Origin of the sequence: Enterococcus dongliensis, from assembly GCF_031927985.1 — a bacterium.
GTDB classification, from domain to species: Bacteria; Bacillota; Bacilli; order Lactobacillales; family Enterococcaceae; genus Enterococcus_A; species Enterococcus_A dongliensis.
This window is the reverse complement of the sequence record NZ_JARPZC010000003.1, coordinates 66,108-82,920: the sequence shown is the minus strand read 5'-3', so window position 1 is coordinate 82,920 and position 16,813 is coordinate 66,108. Positions and strand designations below refer to the sequence as shown.

The window sequence follows — 16,813 nt, the reverse complement described above, 5'->3', positions numbered from 1 at the left end:
CGAAAGAAGGTCTGGAAAATGGAACGGAAAGAATTATTAAATAAAGTAGTAGCTATTCCGGCAGATTATCAATTAGTAGAAGAAAAAAATGAAATTCGCAACAATCAAGAAATCACGATATGGCGTTTTCAAAAAGATGGAAAGTTTCAAGTAAACGGTCCTCGAATCATCGCAATCTTTTTGAAGGATACGTTAGTAAGTGTGAAAAACATGACGAATGTCCCTTCAGGAAAAATGAGTTCATCGGAACATGCTCGTGAAATTGCGGAAACTATTTTTTCAAAAAGCAATCGCAGTTATGCACGTGTCTTATCATTTATCCGTATAGAACAACAGCGTCGTGAGTTTCTAGATGCTGACGGAAGAACTCATCAATTTCCAGTTTTGTGGATCAAATTTGGTCATTCAAATGGCAGCTACAATTGGGTTACTTTAGGTGCGAATGAGCAGCTGATTGAAATGGAAATCGATTCTCGCTGGGATTATTTCCGTGGTCGTCGCAAAACAGAAATGTGGGATAATGACGATTGGGTATTAGCTAGAGCAGGTGACGGACCACAATTAGCTAGTCCTAATGCGTTGGCTTAAGATAGAAAGGGGCAGATTGTTATGGATGAAAGACAGTATGAAAGTAATCTGGATTTACTGGGCCAACTGCGTGATCGTTTGCAGCGATTAGAAGATAACGATTATATGACGGCATATTATAAAGGTTATAGTACAAGTGGCGCAACGTTGGAAGAAATCAAAGAAGAGATCCAAATTCTTCAAGATCAGATCACTGAATTGGAAGAACAATTAGACACATTTGAATGGTAAAAATTGATTCAATCTTATGGATGGTCTATTAGAATCAAGGAAAAAGTGTTCTGCTTAAAAATATTTGTAAAAAAGGCATTCAGCTCGATCTCTTTCCATGAGTTGAATGCCTTTTAAGTTTTTATTTTGATAAATTTTTCTTTACATAATCTTCAAAAGTAGTCGGTTCATGGCCAAGTAACCAAGTTAGTACGTTTGAATTGCCATCTAATCCCCACGTAGAATAAGAATAGGCCAATTGTTTGAATCCTGCTCGGAAGAATAGATCATTGGCATGGATTTGTTCTAAGAAAGTTTCCACCTCTACGTATTCCGTGACCGCAGTTTTTCCAGTGATATTGTTGAACATAGCAATCAAGTCATTTGGTGAATAGGCTGGAGTCCCAACTAATTCATACGTGGCTTTGTTGTGCTTGTTTCCTTCTGAAAAGACTTTAATGATGACCTCTGCCACATCTTCTGTTGCCACATAGCCAACTTTCGAATCGACATTGTAGAAAATAGGATATTTGCCAGATTCAGCTACAACTTTTGGATTAAAGTTATGCATATAATGCATCGGTTGTAAAATAGTGTAAGGTAGTTGACTTTCCATTCCTTTATAAATCAAATATTCTTCTGCTTCGCGTTTAGCCGTATGTTGTAATAACGTTGATAAAATTGGATGGATGACAGAAACAAATAGGAAATAGTCAATGCCATGTTCTTGAGCCGAATCAATCATTCGTTTACCAATTAAAGCCTCTTGAGCTGAAAACAATGGCGGGATATACACTACTTTTGTTGCTTTTTCCATAAGATCATGAATAAAAGATAAATCAGTTAAATCACCTACCATGGCATCTTTGATTCCCGGTAAATCTTTTACTTTTGGGTTGATGTCTGTTGCCAAAACATCTAATCCTGCGTCGACCAAACGTTGGACGATAACACGACCGGTATTACCTGCTGCTGATGTGATTAAAATCATGGAGCATACCTCCTTTTTTATTTTATGCTCTCAGTGTACCACTTTTTAGAATAAACATGCAAATGCATTTATTTGTCTTTATGAAAGTGCTATCCTGAGAGAACGAGAAGGAGGTTTTATCATGAAATTAGTAAACAAGCACATTGTCATCACAGGCGGCACGACAGGAATCGGTTTTCAATTGGCAAAACATTTATTAGAAGCAGGTAATAAAGTTTTAGTAGTAGATTGCAGTGAGCAAAATATCAACGAGGCATTGAAAAAAGAACCATCTTTACAAACATTGCAAGCAGATTTAAGTAATCCAGAAGAACGGGTGGAGCTTGTTGGGAAATTAGAAGAAGTATTTCCTGAATACGATGTTTTTGTAAACAATGCTGGAATTCAACGATGGATCAATTTACAAAATGCGGACAAAGACTGGTCATTTTATCATCAAGAATTAGCTATTAATTTTGAAGCACCAATGCATTTGTCAATGTTAACGTTGAACCACCTTTTGACCAAAAAAGAAGCAGCGATTGTCAATGTTTCTTCTGGTTTAGTCATTAATCCAGGTGCTTGGGTACCACTTTACACTTCTGGTAAAACGGGTTTGCATGGATTTACCGAAGCGTTGCGTTTACAATTACAAGATACTGCGGTTGATGTATTTGAAATTTTCCCACCAGCAGTAAATACTGAACTTGGTGGTTCTACAGAACATGCTTACGGGGTAGCAGTCGATGAATTTATTCCGGCAGTTTTAGCTCAAATCGAAGCAGACCAATTCCATGTGACTTACGGTACTTCAAAGGAGCAATTCAATGCATCCAAAGAGGTCAATCAGCAAACGACTCAAAATACTTGGGAAATGTTTAAAGAAAATCCCACATTTTTAAACGCGTAAGGTTATAATTGAATAGACACGGCTTCTCTCACGAAGTAGTGAGGAAAGCCGTGTTTATTTAATGAACAAAGGAGTACGGTTATGACGTTTACAAAAGAAGACGGCCTAGTTCAACGTTTGGCTTTGTTGAACCAGGAGATTACGGTTTATTTAAATCACATGTTGGCTTCACCTCATATCAATGCAACCAATTATTTTTATCTATTGAAATTACTAGATTATCCAGAGATTACTCAGAGTAAGTTTTCTACATTAGTTAAATTGAATCAAAGCACAATCACCCGAGCCATCAATGCACTAGTCAAAAATGGTTATATTGAGAAATTAAATTCGGAAGATAAACGCAGTGCCTTGTTAAGACTAACACCTCTTGGAAAAAAAACTGCTTTGTCGGTTAAAGAAAAAGTGGGAGAGTTGAATCGATTCTTATTACCAAATCAAGAGGACAGTCAGATGATTCAACTACTTGAAAAAATTGAGACACAGTTAAATCAGTTAGAAAAAAATAAATAGTTAGTAAAAAACAAGTTCGGGTAAAAATAAGAACTTGTTTTTTAATTGAATAGTCGGTTCTTTGATTAATACCAAACGTTATGGTTAAGTTCTATCGATGGAACATGTATAATCAATTAAAAAGGAGGCGCTTTTATGGATGAGTATAAAAAAATCTTAGTTCCAGTTGATGAATCTAATCAGTCGTACGATGCATTGAAAGAAGCCGTGTCAATCGCTCAGAGAAATGAGGCACACTTGTATATTTTAACGGTGACAGATATGTCTGTTGCTACTGTGGACGCACGCCTTATTCAATACGCTAAAGAAGTAGGAGAAGAGAACGCCAAACGAACGTTAGACAAGGCTTCGCAAATGGTTTCTGGTAAGATCGATCATACTACTAAGAAAATTGAAGGCAGTCCCAAAGTAACTATCGTGCAGTTTGCTAAGGAAGCAGGAATTGATTTAATCGTGATGGGTGCGACAGGAAAAAGTGCGATTGAACGAGTTTTAGTTGGTTCAACGACCTCTTATGTCATTGCTCATGCACCGTGTAATGTTATGGTTGTTCGTTAATTTTTGAAAATAATTAAAAAAACACTTCGCTTAGCGGAGTGTTTTTTTTAGAGAAGGTACGTGGATTGATGAATCTAATTTGAATGCCCTATGATATTTTTTAGCGAAAACCACCGAAAACAAAAAAACAACCAAAACCCTTGGTATAAAAGGATTTTAAGTAGTTTTAGAATCTAGAGAAAACCACTGAAAATACAGTAATGGAGCCGGCGGGAGTCGAACCCGCGTCCAAACATATCGACACCTAAAAATCTACGCTCATAGTCATACCATTTGGATTTCGCGTTGTCCTCTGCCGCATGACAGGCCGTGGACATTGCTAGTCTGATGAGCTCTGTTCCAATTTACAGACGGAAAATTGGAACGTATCCCACTTAGAATAGGACCCTTACTCGAGCACATGGGCGATACCGAGAGGATCTACGCTAACTGTTTTTAGGCAGCTAAAGCGTAAGAGTTGTTGTTTTGTTTTGCAGTTATATTTAACTGTAACGTTTTTACGTAGACGTAACCTACGAAGCGCAATTCAAGCTCAAACTATGCCTGTCGAATCCGTAACGGCCCCCTAATAAAATAAATTTGTTGCAAAAATGAGTATAACATTCTGTTATAAAAAATGCAAAGAAGTAACTGATACTTTAAGAATTTCTATATATAGGTGAAAAGATTGAAGAAAAAACAAATTGTTAATGAAGATACGAGTATGGTGATGGTTGAAAAAAATGAAATAGAGTATACTGATAATGAGAATCAAGTGACATTATAGGAGGTAAAACATGAATATATTAATGATTGAAGACAATGAATCTGTTTCTGAAATGATGCAGATGTTTTTCTTGAATGAAGGTTGGGAAGCAGAATTCAAATATGATGGTAAAGAAGGCTTGGATGCCTTTAAATCAGACCCAGAGAAATGGGATATGATTACATTGGATTTGAATTTACCCAGTATGGACGGTATGGAGGTTGGACGTCAGATTCGTAAAATCTCTAAAACTGTACCGATCATCATGTTAACGGCAAGAGATTCTGAAAGCGATCAAGTGATTGGATTAGAGATGGGAGCAGATGATTATGTGACAAAACCATTTTCTCCATTGACTTTGATTGCTCGGATTAAAGCCTTGTATCGGCGTAGTGAATTGACAGCTGAACCCCAAAAAGATAGCGAATCAAATGATGAAAATTTTGATGTCCAAACGGCTCATTTCAAAATGAATCTGAAAACGCGGGAAGCGTATTTAGCGGATAAATTGATTGAAGGATTGACACCTAAAGAATTTGATCTATTGTATACGATGGCGAAAAAACCGCGTCAAGTATTTACCCGGGAACAGTTGTTAGAGTTAGTCTGGGATTACCAATATTTTGGTGATGAACGAACAGTGGATGCTCATATCAAAAAATTACGACAAAAAATTGAGAAAGTCGGTGAGCAAGTGATTCAAACTGTTTGGGGAGTAGGATACAAATTTGATGATACTGAGGTTAGTCAATGAAATACCTGTATCAACAATTGTTAGCATTCGGCGGGTTGATCCTCCTGATTTTACTAACATTAGGAGTCTCATTTACACAATTTACTCGTAAAACTTTAGAAGATAATAACTATAAGGCACTGCTCGGCTATGCCCAGTCGATGGAAAAAAACAATCTTTCTTTAAGTAGAGATATCCGTTTTGAAGGAATGTCCAGCAATGAAATTTTTCAATTCGCTATCGGCGTGACAGAATCCAGTTTAAATCAACAAGACGTTTCTTTTGTTTTTATTGATAAAGACAGAAGAGTCCAATATCCTGAGCAATCAGGGAAAGTCAATAAACATCTAGTTAGTGACGCACAATGGAAAGCATTGAAAGACGGTCAACAACAAAAAGAAACGAGTTCAAAAAATGTGATGGGGAACAATCAAACAACTTCTTATGCGATGGTCCCTTTCTTTACAGATGGTGCTTTTTTTGGTGTCTTACTGGTTAGCCAACCAGCGATGAATGTGGAGACTAGTGTGAATCTAATTGTAACGGATCTATTTAAAGCCTTTATCATCGCCTCGATTCTTGCAATCATCGTCAGTTATTTCTTTGCGATGCGTCAAGTAAGGCGTATCAACCGTATGCGTTCGGCAACTAAAGAAGTAGCAGCAGGAAACTTTGATGTAGTCGTACCAAATCGAAACCGTGATGAATTTGATGATTTAGCCAATGATTTTAATCAGATGACGGTCTCATTAAAAGAATCACAAGAAGAAATCGAACGGCAAGAAGAACGGCGCAAACAATTTATGGCAGATGCGTCCCACGAGATGCGGACCCCATTAACGACAATCAATGGCTTATTAGAAGGTATGCAATATAATGCGATTCCTGAAAACCAAAAAGCCAAAGCAATCACATTGATGCAAAATGAAACATCTCGTTTGATTCGTTTGGTCAATGAGAATCTAGACTATGAAAAGATTCGTACTAATCAAATAAGTATCATTTTACAAACATTCAATGCGACTGAAGCTGTTGCAACACTGGTTGCTCAGTTACAGCCTAAAGCAGAAGCATCAGGGAATCATTTAATCTTACAAACAAGTGAGCCGATCAATGTTTATGCAGATTATGACCGCTTTGTCCAAATCATGGTCAACTTGGTCCAAAATGCGATTCAATTTACTAAAGATGGAACGATTACTGTGGCAATTAAAAAATTTGAACAAGCAACGAAGATCACAATCACAGATACAGGTATTGGAATGACTGAAGAGCAAGTGAAGAATATTTGGGATCGTTATTACAAAGCCGATCCATCACGAAAAAATACTAAATACGGAGAATCTGGTTTGGGGTTGTCGATCGTAGAAGAATTGGTTCGTTTGCACAAAGGAACAATTGAAGTTACTAGCAGATTAGACAAGGGGACGACTTTTACCATTGTATTTCCGGATAAACCTAACGAATAAAAAGGTCGTGACGCAATGCGTCACGACCTTTTTTAACTAGTAGTAATTATTTTAGGAAGCTCAAATTGTTGAACAACGATCGGTTACAAAATTGCTAAAATAATGAAGTTTAAAATAAATAGAAGGTCTACAATCCAAAGTATTGGAGAAATTTCTTTTGTCTTTCCTTTGATAACTTTGACGATCGTATAGAAAATAAATCCAGCTGCGATTCCATAGGAGATACTGTAGCAAAGTCCCATAAAGATGCTGGCAAAGAAAGCTGGGACGGCTTCTTCTAACTCAAGCCAATTGATGTCAGCAAATGATGCCAACATCATGACTCCGACTAAAATCAATGCCGGTGCTGTAGCTTGTGCAGGAACAATGGCAATCAATGGTGAGAACAAACTACTTAATGCAAATAAAATTGCTACGACGACGGAAGTAAGTCCTGTTCGACCACCAGCACCAATACCAGCTGCTGATTCGACATAAGTCGTTGTATTCGAGGTCCCGAAGATTGCACCGATTGAAGTAGCGATTGCATCAGCAAATAATGCTTTGTCCATTTTTGTTTTAAAACCGCGTGAATCATCATTTAAAGCTTTTTCATCTTCTTTTGAGAAAATCCCCGTTCGGCGACCAGTACCAATGAAGGTGCCGATCGTATCGAAGGTATCAGATAAACTAAAAGCTAAAATAGTCATGAGAACTTGTGGCAACTTAGCTGAATTAGAAAAGAGCGATCCCATTCCTTCTGTACCAAAAGCGGCTCCGAAAGTCGTACCAAGTTCTTGAATCGAACTGCTTAATGAATTTGCATGCCAATCAATGGAACCTAATTGCACCACGCCCATTGGAATACCTAATAACGTTGTAAGTACAATACCAATCAAGATTGCACCGCGAACATTTTTAACGACTAAAATAGTAGTAATGACTAAACCAATCACAGCCAATAAGATAGGCGCATTATTAAAATTTGCCAATGCTGGAATAATCCCGCTGTTAATAGAAACATTGGTCGCTTTGCCGCCTTCGACTACACTGTTAGTGATGGCCGCTGAATCAGCACTAAATGAGAGCAAGCCAGCATTTTTTATTCCAACATAAGCAACAAAGATCCCAATACCACCGCCAATGGCATGCTGCATACTTTCTGGAATGGCATGAATGATCAACTTTCGAATTTTAGTGACAGTAATCAAAATGTTAATAATTCCACAAATAAATACCATAGCTAATGCTTGCTGCCAAGAATAACCAAGTCCAAAGACAACAGTATAAGTAAAAAATGCGTTTAGTCCCATACCAGGTGCTTGTGCATAAGGGACATTAGCAAATACGCCCATAACCAAAGTTCCGATGACCGAGGCGATGATTGTTGCTAAGAAGACCGCCTGGAACGGCATTCCTGATGCAGATAAAATTGTTGGATTAACGAACAAAATGTAACTCATAGCAAAAAATGTTGTGATTCCTGCCATTACTTCAGTAGAAATGTTAGTTCCTTGTTCCTTTAATTTAAAGAATTTCTCCATTATAAGTAAACGCTCCTTAGAAATAAGTTCATTATATCGGTAAAAACCGAATACTTTCTAAGTATAATGAAGGATCAATCGACTTTCAAGTATTATCTGAATAAAAACGAAAGGGAATGAAGTAATGTTCGTGTTTATCGTGTGTTTTTCATTTGTTTCTAAAATACAGTAATCGAAAAGTGGAAATTAACAAACATAGACATAAAAAAAGAGAGAAGACTATTTTAAATAATGAAACAAAGAATAAATTCAGCCAAGCAGTTGAAGATAGATCGAAGGAAAGCGGCGAACGAATGGAGTAGGCGATTCCGCTAGTACCATTACTTAAGACAAAGTTTGGTAGTTCAGTTAATTGATTCAATCCTTGATGATAAAAAAATTGTAAAATTGAGGTATACATCGGTTCAAAAAGAATGACGAATAAAATCAAGCCGACACTTGCAATCAATATCTCGAAAAAAAATTCCAAACTGATCGAATCAATCAATTGTTTCAAGCCAGCAGTTTTTTTCTGTTGGTAAATCCTAAATCCGAAAAACAGCACGATTAAGACAAAAAAGCAGATGGCAACAATAACGAGTTGATCAAAGAAATATTTCTGAAGTTGATGGACTTCTTCAGTCGTAAGCAACTGTATCTGATCAGCAGAATCTAATCGTTGTAAGAGCAAGTTTAACATAGACAAACTGGTCAAAATCAAAAGAGCGAATAGAGTGATCAACCAAGAAACTGAAAATTGGATTTTCTGTTGTTTGATAGTCGAAAATGTCCTAGAAATAAGTTCCATAGATTTCCACCTCTTATCGCTAAGTATAGAAGCGGAATTTGAAAGAAATATGAATTCTATCTGAAGAAACAAACGCAAAAACACTCTTCACAATTTTGTGAAGAGTGTTTTGCTATTATTGACCTTGTTCTTGATATTGTTTATAAGTTTCGGTCTTGTATAATTCTTGTGTAGATTTTTTACCATTTTGATCAAACAGGCTGGTTGATTTATCGCCTAGTTTGCTTTCAATTTTCGTCATTTTATTGAGCCCATCTTTGTAGTCAAATTGTGAAGCATCGATTGGTTTCAATCCACTAGCGGAATAGAATCGAAGCAGATCGCCATTATTGATATTATCTGACGTACTTAGTTGAGTCGAAACGGCATCTTTCCAAGCGTCTGTTTGTGTTTGAAGGGCTGCATCAGGTTCTGCTATAGGCAGTCCAGTTTTATTGTCATATAAGTTGCCACTGTAATACGTATAATTTGGTGTGACATAATCGCCATCACGGAAAGCTACGATTTGATCATGGTCTTCTGATAATAAATCTTGTCCTAATTGGATATACTTGCTTGTATCCGTGCCTAAAAGATGTAATAGAGTAGGCAATGCATCGACTTCGCCACCATAAGTGTGATTGATGCCGCCTTTATCTTGACCAGGAATGTGGACCATATAAGGGACACGCTGCATTTGGGCATTGTCAAAATTTGACCAAGTTTCTTTTGACTTGCCAAGTAATGGCGCTAAGTCAGAGTTTCTGGAATTTGAAATCCCGTAATGATCGCCATACATCACAATGATAGAATTGTCGTACAAGCCGGAAGATTTCAAGTAATTGAAGAATTCTTCGACTGCTTTGTCTAAATAGTTCGCTGTGGCAAAATAACCATTGATTGTTTCATCATTCGTATTTGCCATCGGGAAGCCAGCTTCATCATTTTTAAATTCGCTATATGGATAGTGATTTGAAACAGCGATAAATTTTGAGTAGAAAGGTTGTTGCAGACGTTCCAAATACTTCACAGATTGTTGGAAGAAGGGTTTGTCATGCAAGCCATATTGGAATGAGTTTTCATCCGTTACGTCATAATAAGAAGAATCAAAGAAATAATCATAGCCTAAGTTTTTATACGTTTCTGTACGGTTCCAGAAATTTCCAGAATTCCCATGGAACGCAGCACTTGTATAACCGGCTGTTTGTTTTAAAATGTCTGGAGCAGCTTGGAAAGTATTTTTTCCACCCAATTGTGAGAATAAGGATCCTTGATTCAAACCAAACAATGAGTTTTCCATCAATGTTTCAGCATCAGAAGTTTTTCCAGCTTTTACTTGGTGGAAAAAGTTATCAAAGGCAAAGGTACTGTTGCTGTGGAAAATGCTATTTAAAAACGGCGTAACCTCATGTTCTTGCCCATTCTCATCTTTTAATTTATAGTCAATCACAAATTGTTGCAGACTTTCTAAATGGATGGTAATGACATTCCGGCCTTTGGCAAGACCGTAATACTCACTGTTAGGCGCAGCATAATGTTCTTTTACATAAGATTCAACTTCTTTTAAATCATTGGGACTTGCTTCTGCTCGGACTTGATTTGTCTTATATGTTTGAATACCGTCGTAAACAGTAAAGGCATTTACGCCAAGATATTTGATCAAATAATCGCGAGAAAAAGTACGAGTCAATAGTTCCGGACGATCTGCTTCAGCTAGAAAAAGATTTCCTGAGAAAACCATAACTGAAAGGGCAGTCATCGCAAAAGCCATTCGGGCACGAACCGGACGCTCTTCTGTTTTGATACGTTTGCGCCATAAAAGCAAAGGCAAGATTACGATATCAATCAAATACAAAAGATCGTATGGACGAAACAGACGAATCGCACTTTCCCCTAAGCCGCTAGCGACTTTACCCGCACCTAGGAAAGTATTGACTGTAATAAAGTCAGTAAATTCACGATAGTAGACGACGTTGGCAAAAAGTAAGAAGCTTGCCAATGCGTAGATGAGCATCATCGTAAAGTAAGAAGCCTTTGATCGACGCACGTATAAAGCAATCGATAATAAGAACATTGTCGATGCGATCGGATTAATAAACAGGATGAAGTATTGTGTCAGACTTTCGATCCCTAAATTGAATTCAAATAAGTATGCAAAAACACTTTTTGCCCACAATAAGAATGTTAACAACGCATAAAAGCCGAGACGTTTATTCAAAAATGTAGGAGCCTTTAATTTTTTCAATGGAAACTTCCTTTCTGACGCAGCTAAACTGCGAAATGTTCACTTGTTATCAGTTTACTCGCTTCTAGCAACCCCGTCAATTCTTATCAAATCAAGAGCAATCAGCCTTAAAGAAAACTTTATAAGCGAAAAATCCTATTTTTTTTTGCTATACTATAGAAGAAAGCGGGGATGAGTGTGAAAATAGAATTAACTAATTATGGAGTAAAACGGATCCGCCAAGGAAATCCATTGATCCAAGAAGAAGACTTAAAACAAACCATCAAGCAAATTCCCTTAGAATGGGTGGAATTTGTTGATAATAAACAAAAGTATCTCGCAACAGGTTACTTAGGCAAGCAAAACAAAGGCTTTGGCTGGGTGGTTGACCAAACACAACGTTCGATCGATCAAATGTTTTTTAAGCAGCTATTCCAACAAGCCATTCAAAAGCGTCAAGCATTTTTTTCTGATGAAACAACGACTGCTTTTCGTCTGTTCAATGGTGAAGGCGATGGTTTCGGTGGGATGACCGTTGATTACTACGCTGATTATTTAGTAATCTCGTGGTACAACCAGACTATTTATCATTTTAAAAAGATGATCGTTGCTAGTTTACTGGAAGTTTTTCCAAAAGCAAAAGGCGTTGTCGAAAAGATTCGTTTCAAAAGTGAATCAAAAGAAAGTCAATGGTTGGTAGGAGAAAAGCCGCAGGAGCCATTGATTATAAAAGAAAATGGGGTTTCTTATGCAGTATATCTTGATGAAGGCTATATGACGGGGATTTTTTTAGATCAGAAAGATGTCCGCAGACGACTGACAGAAGGGCTTGCTGCTGGAAAAAAAGTATTGAACATGTTCAGTTATACTGGTGCGTTTTCCGTAGCAGCAGCATATGGCGGTGCATTAGAGACGACTAGTGTCGATCTAGCCCAACGCAGCTTAGCTAAGACACAAGAACAATTTGAAGTAAATGCATTGCCTTTGGCGCAACAAAAAATTATCGTAATGGATACTTTCGAGTATTTCCGCTATGCACGCAGAAAAAAATTGAATTATGATTTGATTATTTTGGATCCTCCAAGTTTTGCTCGTAATAAGAAAAAAACATTTTCCGTAGCAAAAGATTATGGACGATTGATTGAAGAAAGTGTGGAGATTTTGGCGGAAGAAGGAATGATCATCGCTTCAACGAATGCCGCAAATCTTTCGATTAAAAAATTCAGACATGCGATCGAAGGCGCGTTGCAAGACAAACAAGTCACCTATCAACTAGTAGAAAGTTATCGCTTGCCGGCTGATTTTCCAGCTAGTGATTTTGAAGAGAGTAACTACTTGAAGGTCTTGTTTTATAGGATAAAAAAATAAAGAAATTGAGGTGGGATATTTATGATGGATATTCAAGTAAGAGATGTGCGTTTTGATGCAGGAAAACCTAAAATCTGTGTGCCAATCATGGGGGCAACATTTGAGGAGATCATTGAACAAGCGATTCAAGCTAAAAAAGTTGCAGAAGTGATCGAATGGCGCGCGGATTATTATGAAGACATCTTAGACGATGAGAAGCTGAACACTACGCTGTTAACATTGCGAGACGAGATTCGAAATATTCCACTGATTTTCAATTTACGGATGGCCGAAGCTGGGGGACAAATCGATATTTCTCTAACTCAATATCGTCATATCAATGAATTTGCAGTTTCTTCACGAACAATTGATCTAGCTGATGTGGAAGTTTCAATCGTTGATCAATTGTCGACGTCATTTATTAAATGGATGCAGTCTTTAGGAGTAAAAGTGATTTTAAGTTATTACAATTTTGAAGAAACTCCTGAAGATGCGGTCATCTTATTTCGCTTAAACTTGACGGAACATTGTGGTGCAGATATTGCAAAAATTGTACTCCAACCACAAAATGAAGCAGATGTTTTGCGCCAGATGGAAATTGCTATGAAAGCTCAAACCTTTGTTTCCTTACCGATCATTTCGGTATCACTTGGACGGATAGGGAAATTTTCACAAGTCAGCGGTTCGCTAGACGGTTCATGCATGGCCTATGGTTGTTTAGCAGGACAAGCATATCCTGATGCACAGATCGAAGCAGAAAAATTAGCCGTAATGATTGATGAATTAAGATAGAAAAAAAGCCTTATTTTTAGGGATTAATCAGTAGAAATTGGAAAATTCTTTTCGAATTTTAAAAACGCAGCGCAGCTCAGCGCTGCCGAATTTGTTTTCTAGTATTTTTTTGCTAGACTTTAGAAAAAATGAAGTGAGGGATTAGCTTGGCAAAAAAGAAAATTCAAAAGACCAATGCGATTCGATTAGTCGAACAAAAGAAAATCGCTTATATCGAACATGAATATGCTTGGAGTGAACAAGACTTAGGCGCCGGACATGTCTCTGAACAGGTAGGAATAGAAGCCGCAAGGATCTTCAAAACATTAGTAGCTGTGGGAAATAAAACAGGTCCGATTGTGGCAGTTATTCCAAGTGATCATGAGTTAGACCTAAAAAAAATAGCAAAAGCCAGCGGCAATAAAAAAGTGGAGATGCTTCATTTAAAAGATTTAGAGACAACGACTGGATACATTCGCGGCGGTTGTTCTCCAATCGGAATGAAGAAACTTTTTCCAACTTATGTTGATATCTCAGCAACAAAATTCGAAAGAATCGCGATTTCAGCTGGCAAAAGAGGACTACAAATGGAAATTGCCCCCGAGGCCATTGTGGAATTGACTCGCGGGCGATTTGTAGAATTGATTCATTAAGTAAAGGCGTGGTACGCAGCGTGTGTGCCGGCAACATAGCCAGTACAAAATGCGGTGGTGATATTATAGCCGCCTGTATATCCATTGACATCTAATACTTCCCCGGCAAAATAAAGGCCGGGGATTTTTTTGCTGGCTAATTCTTTTGGATTGATCTCTTTTAGTTCTACTCCCCCTCCAGTTACAAATGATTTTTCTAAGCCAAAGGTCTTATTAGCAGACAACAACCAATCCTTACAGTAAGAAATGAAGGCTGCTAATTGTTCTTTTGATGTTTGGGCAAAAGTTTGTTCACTGATTCCGAGAGTTGTTAAGAAATACAGCAACAGTCGTTCAGGTAAGAAACCAGTTAATGCATTTTTTAATTGTTTTGAACTAGTCGCTGAATAATCGATGATCTCATCCATCAATTCATCACTCGTTTTGTCAGGAAAACAATCCAGGACTAAGGTTGCTGTTTTTTGAGTTCGCAACAATTGATTAACAAAACTTGAACAACGTAAAGCAGCAGGTCCAGAGATTCCAAAATGGGTAAAAAGCAGATCCATTTCATGACTAGCGACTAGTTTGTTGCTTTCATCTACCACGGATAATTTAATATCCTGTAAAGATAGACCTTGCAATGTTTTGGCGGCAACAAAATCATTTGTTAAGAAAATAGGGGATTCCGTTGGATACAAAGGAGTGACATGATGACCAAGACTTTTGGCCAAACGATACCCATCACCTTGTGAGCCGGTAGAAGGATAAGTGATTCCACCAGTAGTTACTACAACACTTTTAGCAAAATAATCCCCTTCGGTCGTTCGGACACCTTGAACAATCACTCCATCTGTAATGATTTTTTCAATCGGCTCTTTAAAGAAAAGGGTGACAGACAAATTTTCTAATTCCTCTTTTAAGGTATTAACGATAGTAGCCGATTTATCAGAAACAGGAAAAATCCGTCCATGATCCTCTTCTTTTAATGCGACCCCACGTTCACTAAAAAAACGCATGACATCTTGGTTATCAAATTGTGAAAATGTACTGTACAAAAATCGGCCATTACCGGGAATATGGACAATCAAATCATCAACAGGACGATTGTTTGTCACATTGCAGCGCCCACCGCCAGTCATCAGTAGTTTTTTTCCTAATCGTTTATTTTTCTCGAATAACGCGACTTTAGCACCGTTCATTGCTGCTGTGATAGCGGCCATCATTCCAGCCGGGCCACCACCAATTACGATCACATCGAATGTTTTCTTCATTTTATTATCTCCTCATTTAATACTAATTTTCTGTTAAGTCGGTATAATCATACTGTAAATACGAACAATTGACATTCAATTTGCAATGAAATTCAAAAAAATTTTCACTTTTATTAGAAAATGATGTAAAATATGTGTATTAAATGTGAGGAGGAATTTGATGGAAGTAAAACAATATGTAGAGCAGATTCAAAAAGAACTGGTGAAAAAAGACCCGAACCAAGAAGAGTTTTTACAAGCGGTGGAAGAATTTTTACCGACAGTCATTCCTTTTCTAGAAGAGCATCCTGAATACGCAGAAAAAAATATTTTAGGTATGATCCTAGAACCAGAACGATTGATCCAATTTCGTGTTCCTTGGCAAGATGATAAAGGCAATTGGCAAGTCAATCGTGGCTATCGGGTACAATTTAATTCTGCGATTGGACCATATAAAGGTGGATTACGCTTCCACCCAAGCGTGAATTTAAGTATCTTGAAATTTTTAGGTTTTGAACAAATCTTCAAAAATAGTTTGACAGGTCTTCCAATCGGCGGCGGCAAAGGCGGTTCTGATTTTGATCCAAAAGGAAAATCTGATGCTGAGATTATGCGCTATTGCCAAAGTTTCATGACTGAATTAGCGAAACATATCGGACCAAATCTAGACGTACCAGCAGGGGATATTGGTGTTGGTGGTCGTGAAATTGGTTACTTGTTCGGACAATACAAACGGTTGCGTGAATATGATATGGGTGTATTGACAGGAAAACCATTAGGCTTTAATGGAAGTTTAATACGGACAGAAGCTACAGGTTACGGAGCAGTTTACTTTGTAAAACATTTGCTGGAAGATCGTAAAGATTCGTTTGAAGGAAAAAAAGTCATTGTCTCAGGTAGTGGGAATGTGGCAATCTACGCGATTGAAAAAGCACAGGCTTTAGGTGCAACTGCTTTAACTTGCTCTGATTCAAACGGGTATATTTACGATAAGAATGGTATCGACGTTGAACTTTTAAAAGAAATCAAAGAAGTTCGTCGTGCACGGTTGACTGAATATGCTAAAGAATCACCAACTGCAGAGTATCATGAAGGATCTGTTTGGGAACTTGAAACAGCTGCAGATATCGCCTTACCATGTGCGACTCAAAATGAGATCAATGATGAAAAGGCAGAGATCTTAGTAAAAAATGGTGTGAAAGTTGTTGCTGAAGGAGCAAATATGCCAAGCACAATGGAAGCAATCAAGTTGTATCATGAAAATGGCGTACTTTACGGACCAGGTAAAGCTGCTAACGCAGGTGGCGTAGCTGTTTCAGCATTAGAAATGAGCCAAAACTCTCAACGATTGGCTTGGACAGCAGAAGAAGTTGACAGCAAATTAGATGATATCATGAAAAACATCTATGAAACTTGTCGTGATACCGCAGAAAAATATGCAAACAAAGACAATTTTGCCGCAGGAGCAAACATTGCTGGGTTTGCTAAAGTTGCTGCTGCAATGCTTACTCAAGGAACAGTTTAATAATTTAAAAGGTTTAAGCTTGAAAAATAGTTAAAAGAAACGTAAAGTATAGATTGTATGAAGTGACTTTCAAGGA

General features: G+C 37.6%; 16 protein-coding genes and 1 other RNA gene. 11 read left to right on the top strand and 6 right to left on the bottom strand.

The window, feature by feature from the left end:
• Positions 1-18: 18 nt before the first annotated feature.
• Both P7D84_RS03375 and P7D84_RS03370 read left to right on the top strand, forming a co-directional pair.
• Complete coding sequence (locus P7D84_RS03375) at positions 19-588, top strand: hypothetical protein (protein ID WP_311805008.1); 570 nt, start codon at positions 19-21, stop codon at positions 586-588.
• A gap of 21 nt (positions 589-609) precedes the next feature.
• Complete coding sequence (locus P7D84_RS03370; protein ID WP_311801305.1) at positions 610-819, top strand: hypothetical protein; 210 nt, start codon at positions 610-612, stop codon at positions 817-819.
• A gap of 121 nt (positions 820-940) precedes the next feature.
• On the opposite strand, the gene P7D84_RS03365 is transcribed toward P7D84_RS03370, so the two are convergent.
• Positions 941-1,789 (bottom strand): SDR family oxidoreductase, encoded by an 849-nt coding sequence (locus P7D84_RS03365; RefSeq protein WP_311805007.1) that lies wholly within the window; start codon positions 1,787-1,789, stop codon positions 941-943.
• A 121-nt stretch (positions 1,790-1,910) separates the two neighbouring features.
• Here P7D84_RS03365 and P7D84_RS03360 point away from each other — a divergent pair, with 121 nt between their 5' ends.
• From P7D84_RS03360 to P7D84_RS03350, 3 genes are all read left to right on the top strand, one after another.
• Positions 1,911-2,678 (top strand): SDR family oxidoreductase, encoded by a 768-nt coding sequence (locus P7D84_RS03360; protein WP_311805006.1) that lies wholly within the window; start codon positions 1,911-1,913, stop codon positions 2,676-2,678.
• An 81-nt stretch (positions 2,679-2,759) separates the two neighbouring features.
• On the top strand, positions 2,760-3,191 hold the full coding sequence (locus P7D84_RS03355) for a MarR family winged helix-turn-helix transcriptional regulator (RefSeq protein ID WP_311805005.1): 432 nt from the start codon (positions 2,760-2,762) through the stop codon (positions 3,189-3,191).
• 135 nt (positions 3,192-3,326) lie between these two features.
• Positions 3,327-3,749: a universal stress protein gene (locus P7D84_RS03350; protein ID WP_137604410.1), complete on the top strand. Its 423-nt coding sequence runs from the start codon at positions 3,327-3,329 to the stop codon at positions 3,747-3,749.
• 198 nt (positions 3,750-3,947) lie between these two features.
• On the opposite strand, the gene ssrA is transcribed toward P7D84_RS03350, so the two are convergent.
• Positions 3,948-4,314, bottom strand: a transfer-messenger RNA (tmRNA) gene (gene ssrA, locus P7D84_RS03345).
• Positions 4,315-4,525: 211 nt separating this feature from the next.
• Here ssrA and P7D84_RS03340 point away from each other — a divergent pair.
• Positions 4,526-5,248, top strand: a complete 723-nt coding sequence (locus P7D84_RS03340; RefSeq protein WP_311805004.1) for a winged helix-turn-helix domain-containing protein — start codon at positions 4,526-4,528, stop codon at positions 5,246-5,248.
• Positions 5,245-6,696 (top strand): ATP-binding protein, encoded by a 1,452-nt coding sequence (locus P7D84_RS03335; RefSeq protein WP_311805003.1) that lies wholly within the window; start codon positions 5,245-5,247, stop codon positions 6,694-6,696. Before P7D84_RS03340 ends, P7D84_RS03335 begins: the two co-directional genes overlap by 4 nt.
• An 83-nt stretch (positions 6,697-6,779) precedes the next feature.
• On the opposite strand, the gene P7D84_RS03330 is transcribed toward P7D84_RS03335, so the two are convergent.
• From P7D84_RS03330 to P7D84_RS03320, 3 genes are all read right to left on the bottom strand, one after another.
• A complete protein-coding gene (locus P7D84_RS03330) occupies positions 6,780-8,219 on the bottom strand; it encodes an NCS2 family permease (RefSeq protein WP_311805002.1) in 1,440 nt (479 codons plus the stop codon).
• A gap of 148 nt (positions 8,220-8,367) precedes the next feature.
• Positions 8,368-9,006 carry a hypothetical protein gene (locus P7D84_RS03325; RefSeq protein WP_311805001.1) on the bottom strand — a complete coding sequence of 213 codons (639 nt, stop codon included), beginning with the start codon at positions 9,004-9,006 and terminating at the stop codon, positions 8,368-8,370.
• A 115-nt stretch (positions 9,007-9,121) separates the two neighbouring features.
• The gene (locus P7D84_RS03320) at positions 9,122-11,230 is read right to left on the bottom strand and encodes an LTA synthase family protein (RefSeq protein ID WP_137604405.1); all 2,109 of its coding nucleotides are present in this window, start codon (positions 11,228-11,230) and stop codon (positions 9,122-9,124) included.
• Between the two features lie 177 nt (positions 11,231-11,407).
• Between P7D84_RS03320 and P7D84_RS03315 the strand changes: the two genes are divergently transcribed.
• The 3 genes from P7D84_RS03315 to ybaK all read left to right on the top strand — a co-directional run bounded on the left by P7D84_RS03315 (position 11,408) and on the right by ybaK (position 13,980).
• On the top strand, positions 11,408-12,577 hold the full coding sequence (locus P7D84_RS03315; protein ID WP_376716910.1) for a class I SAM-dependent rRNA methyltransferase: 1,170 nt from the start codon (positions 11,408-11,410) through the stop codon (positions 12,575-12,577).
• A gap of 21 nt (positions 12,578-12,598) precedes the next feature.
• Positions 12,599-13,348 carry a type I 3-dehydroquinate dehydratase gene (aroD, locus tag P7D84_RS03310; protein ID WP_311804999.1) on the top strand — a complete coding sequence of 250 codons (750 nt, stop codon included), beginning with the start codon at positions 12,599-12,601 and terminating at the stop codon, positions 13,346-13,348.
• A gap of 146 nt (positions 13,349-13,494) precedes the next feature.
• The gene (gene ybaK, locus P7D84_RS03305; protein ID WP_311804998.1) at positions 13,495-13,980 is read left to right on the top strand and encodes a Cys-tRNA(Pro) deacylase; all 486 of its coding nucleotides are present in this window, start codon (positions 13,495-13,497) and stop codon (positions 13,978-13,980) included.
• Here ybaK and P7D84_RS03300 read toward each other — a convergent pair.
• Positions 13,977-15,233: a BaiN/RdsA family NAD(P)/FAD-dependent oxidoreductase gene (locus tag P7D84_RS03300; protein ID WP_311804997.1), complete on the bottom strand. Its 1,257-nt coding sequence runs from the start codon at positions 15,231-15,233 to the stop codon at positions 13,977-13,979. The genes ybaK and P7D84_RS03300 overlap by 4 nt on opposite strands.
• 160 nt (positions 15,234-15,393) lie before the next feature.
• Between P7D84_RS03300 and gdhA the strand changes: the two genes are divergently transcribed.
• The gene (gene gdhA / locus P7D84_RS03295; protein WP_311804996.1) at positions 15,394-16,737 is read left to right on the top strand and encodes an NADP-specific glutamate dehydrogenase; all 1,344 of its coding nucleotides are present in this window, start codon (positions 15,394-15,396) and stop codon (positions 16,735-16,737) included.
• The last annotated feature ends 76 nt before the right edge of the window (positions 16,738-16,813 follow it).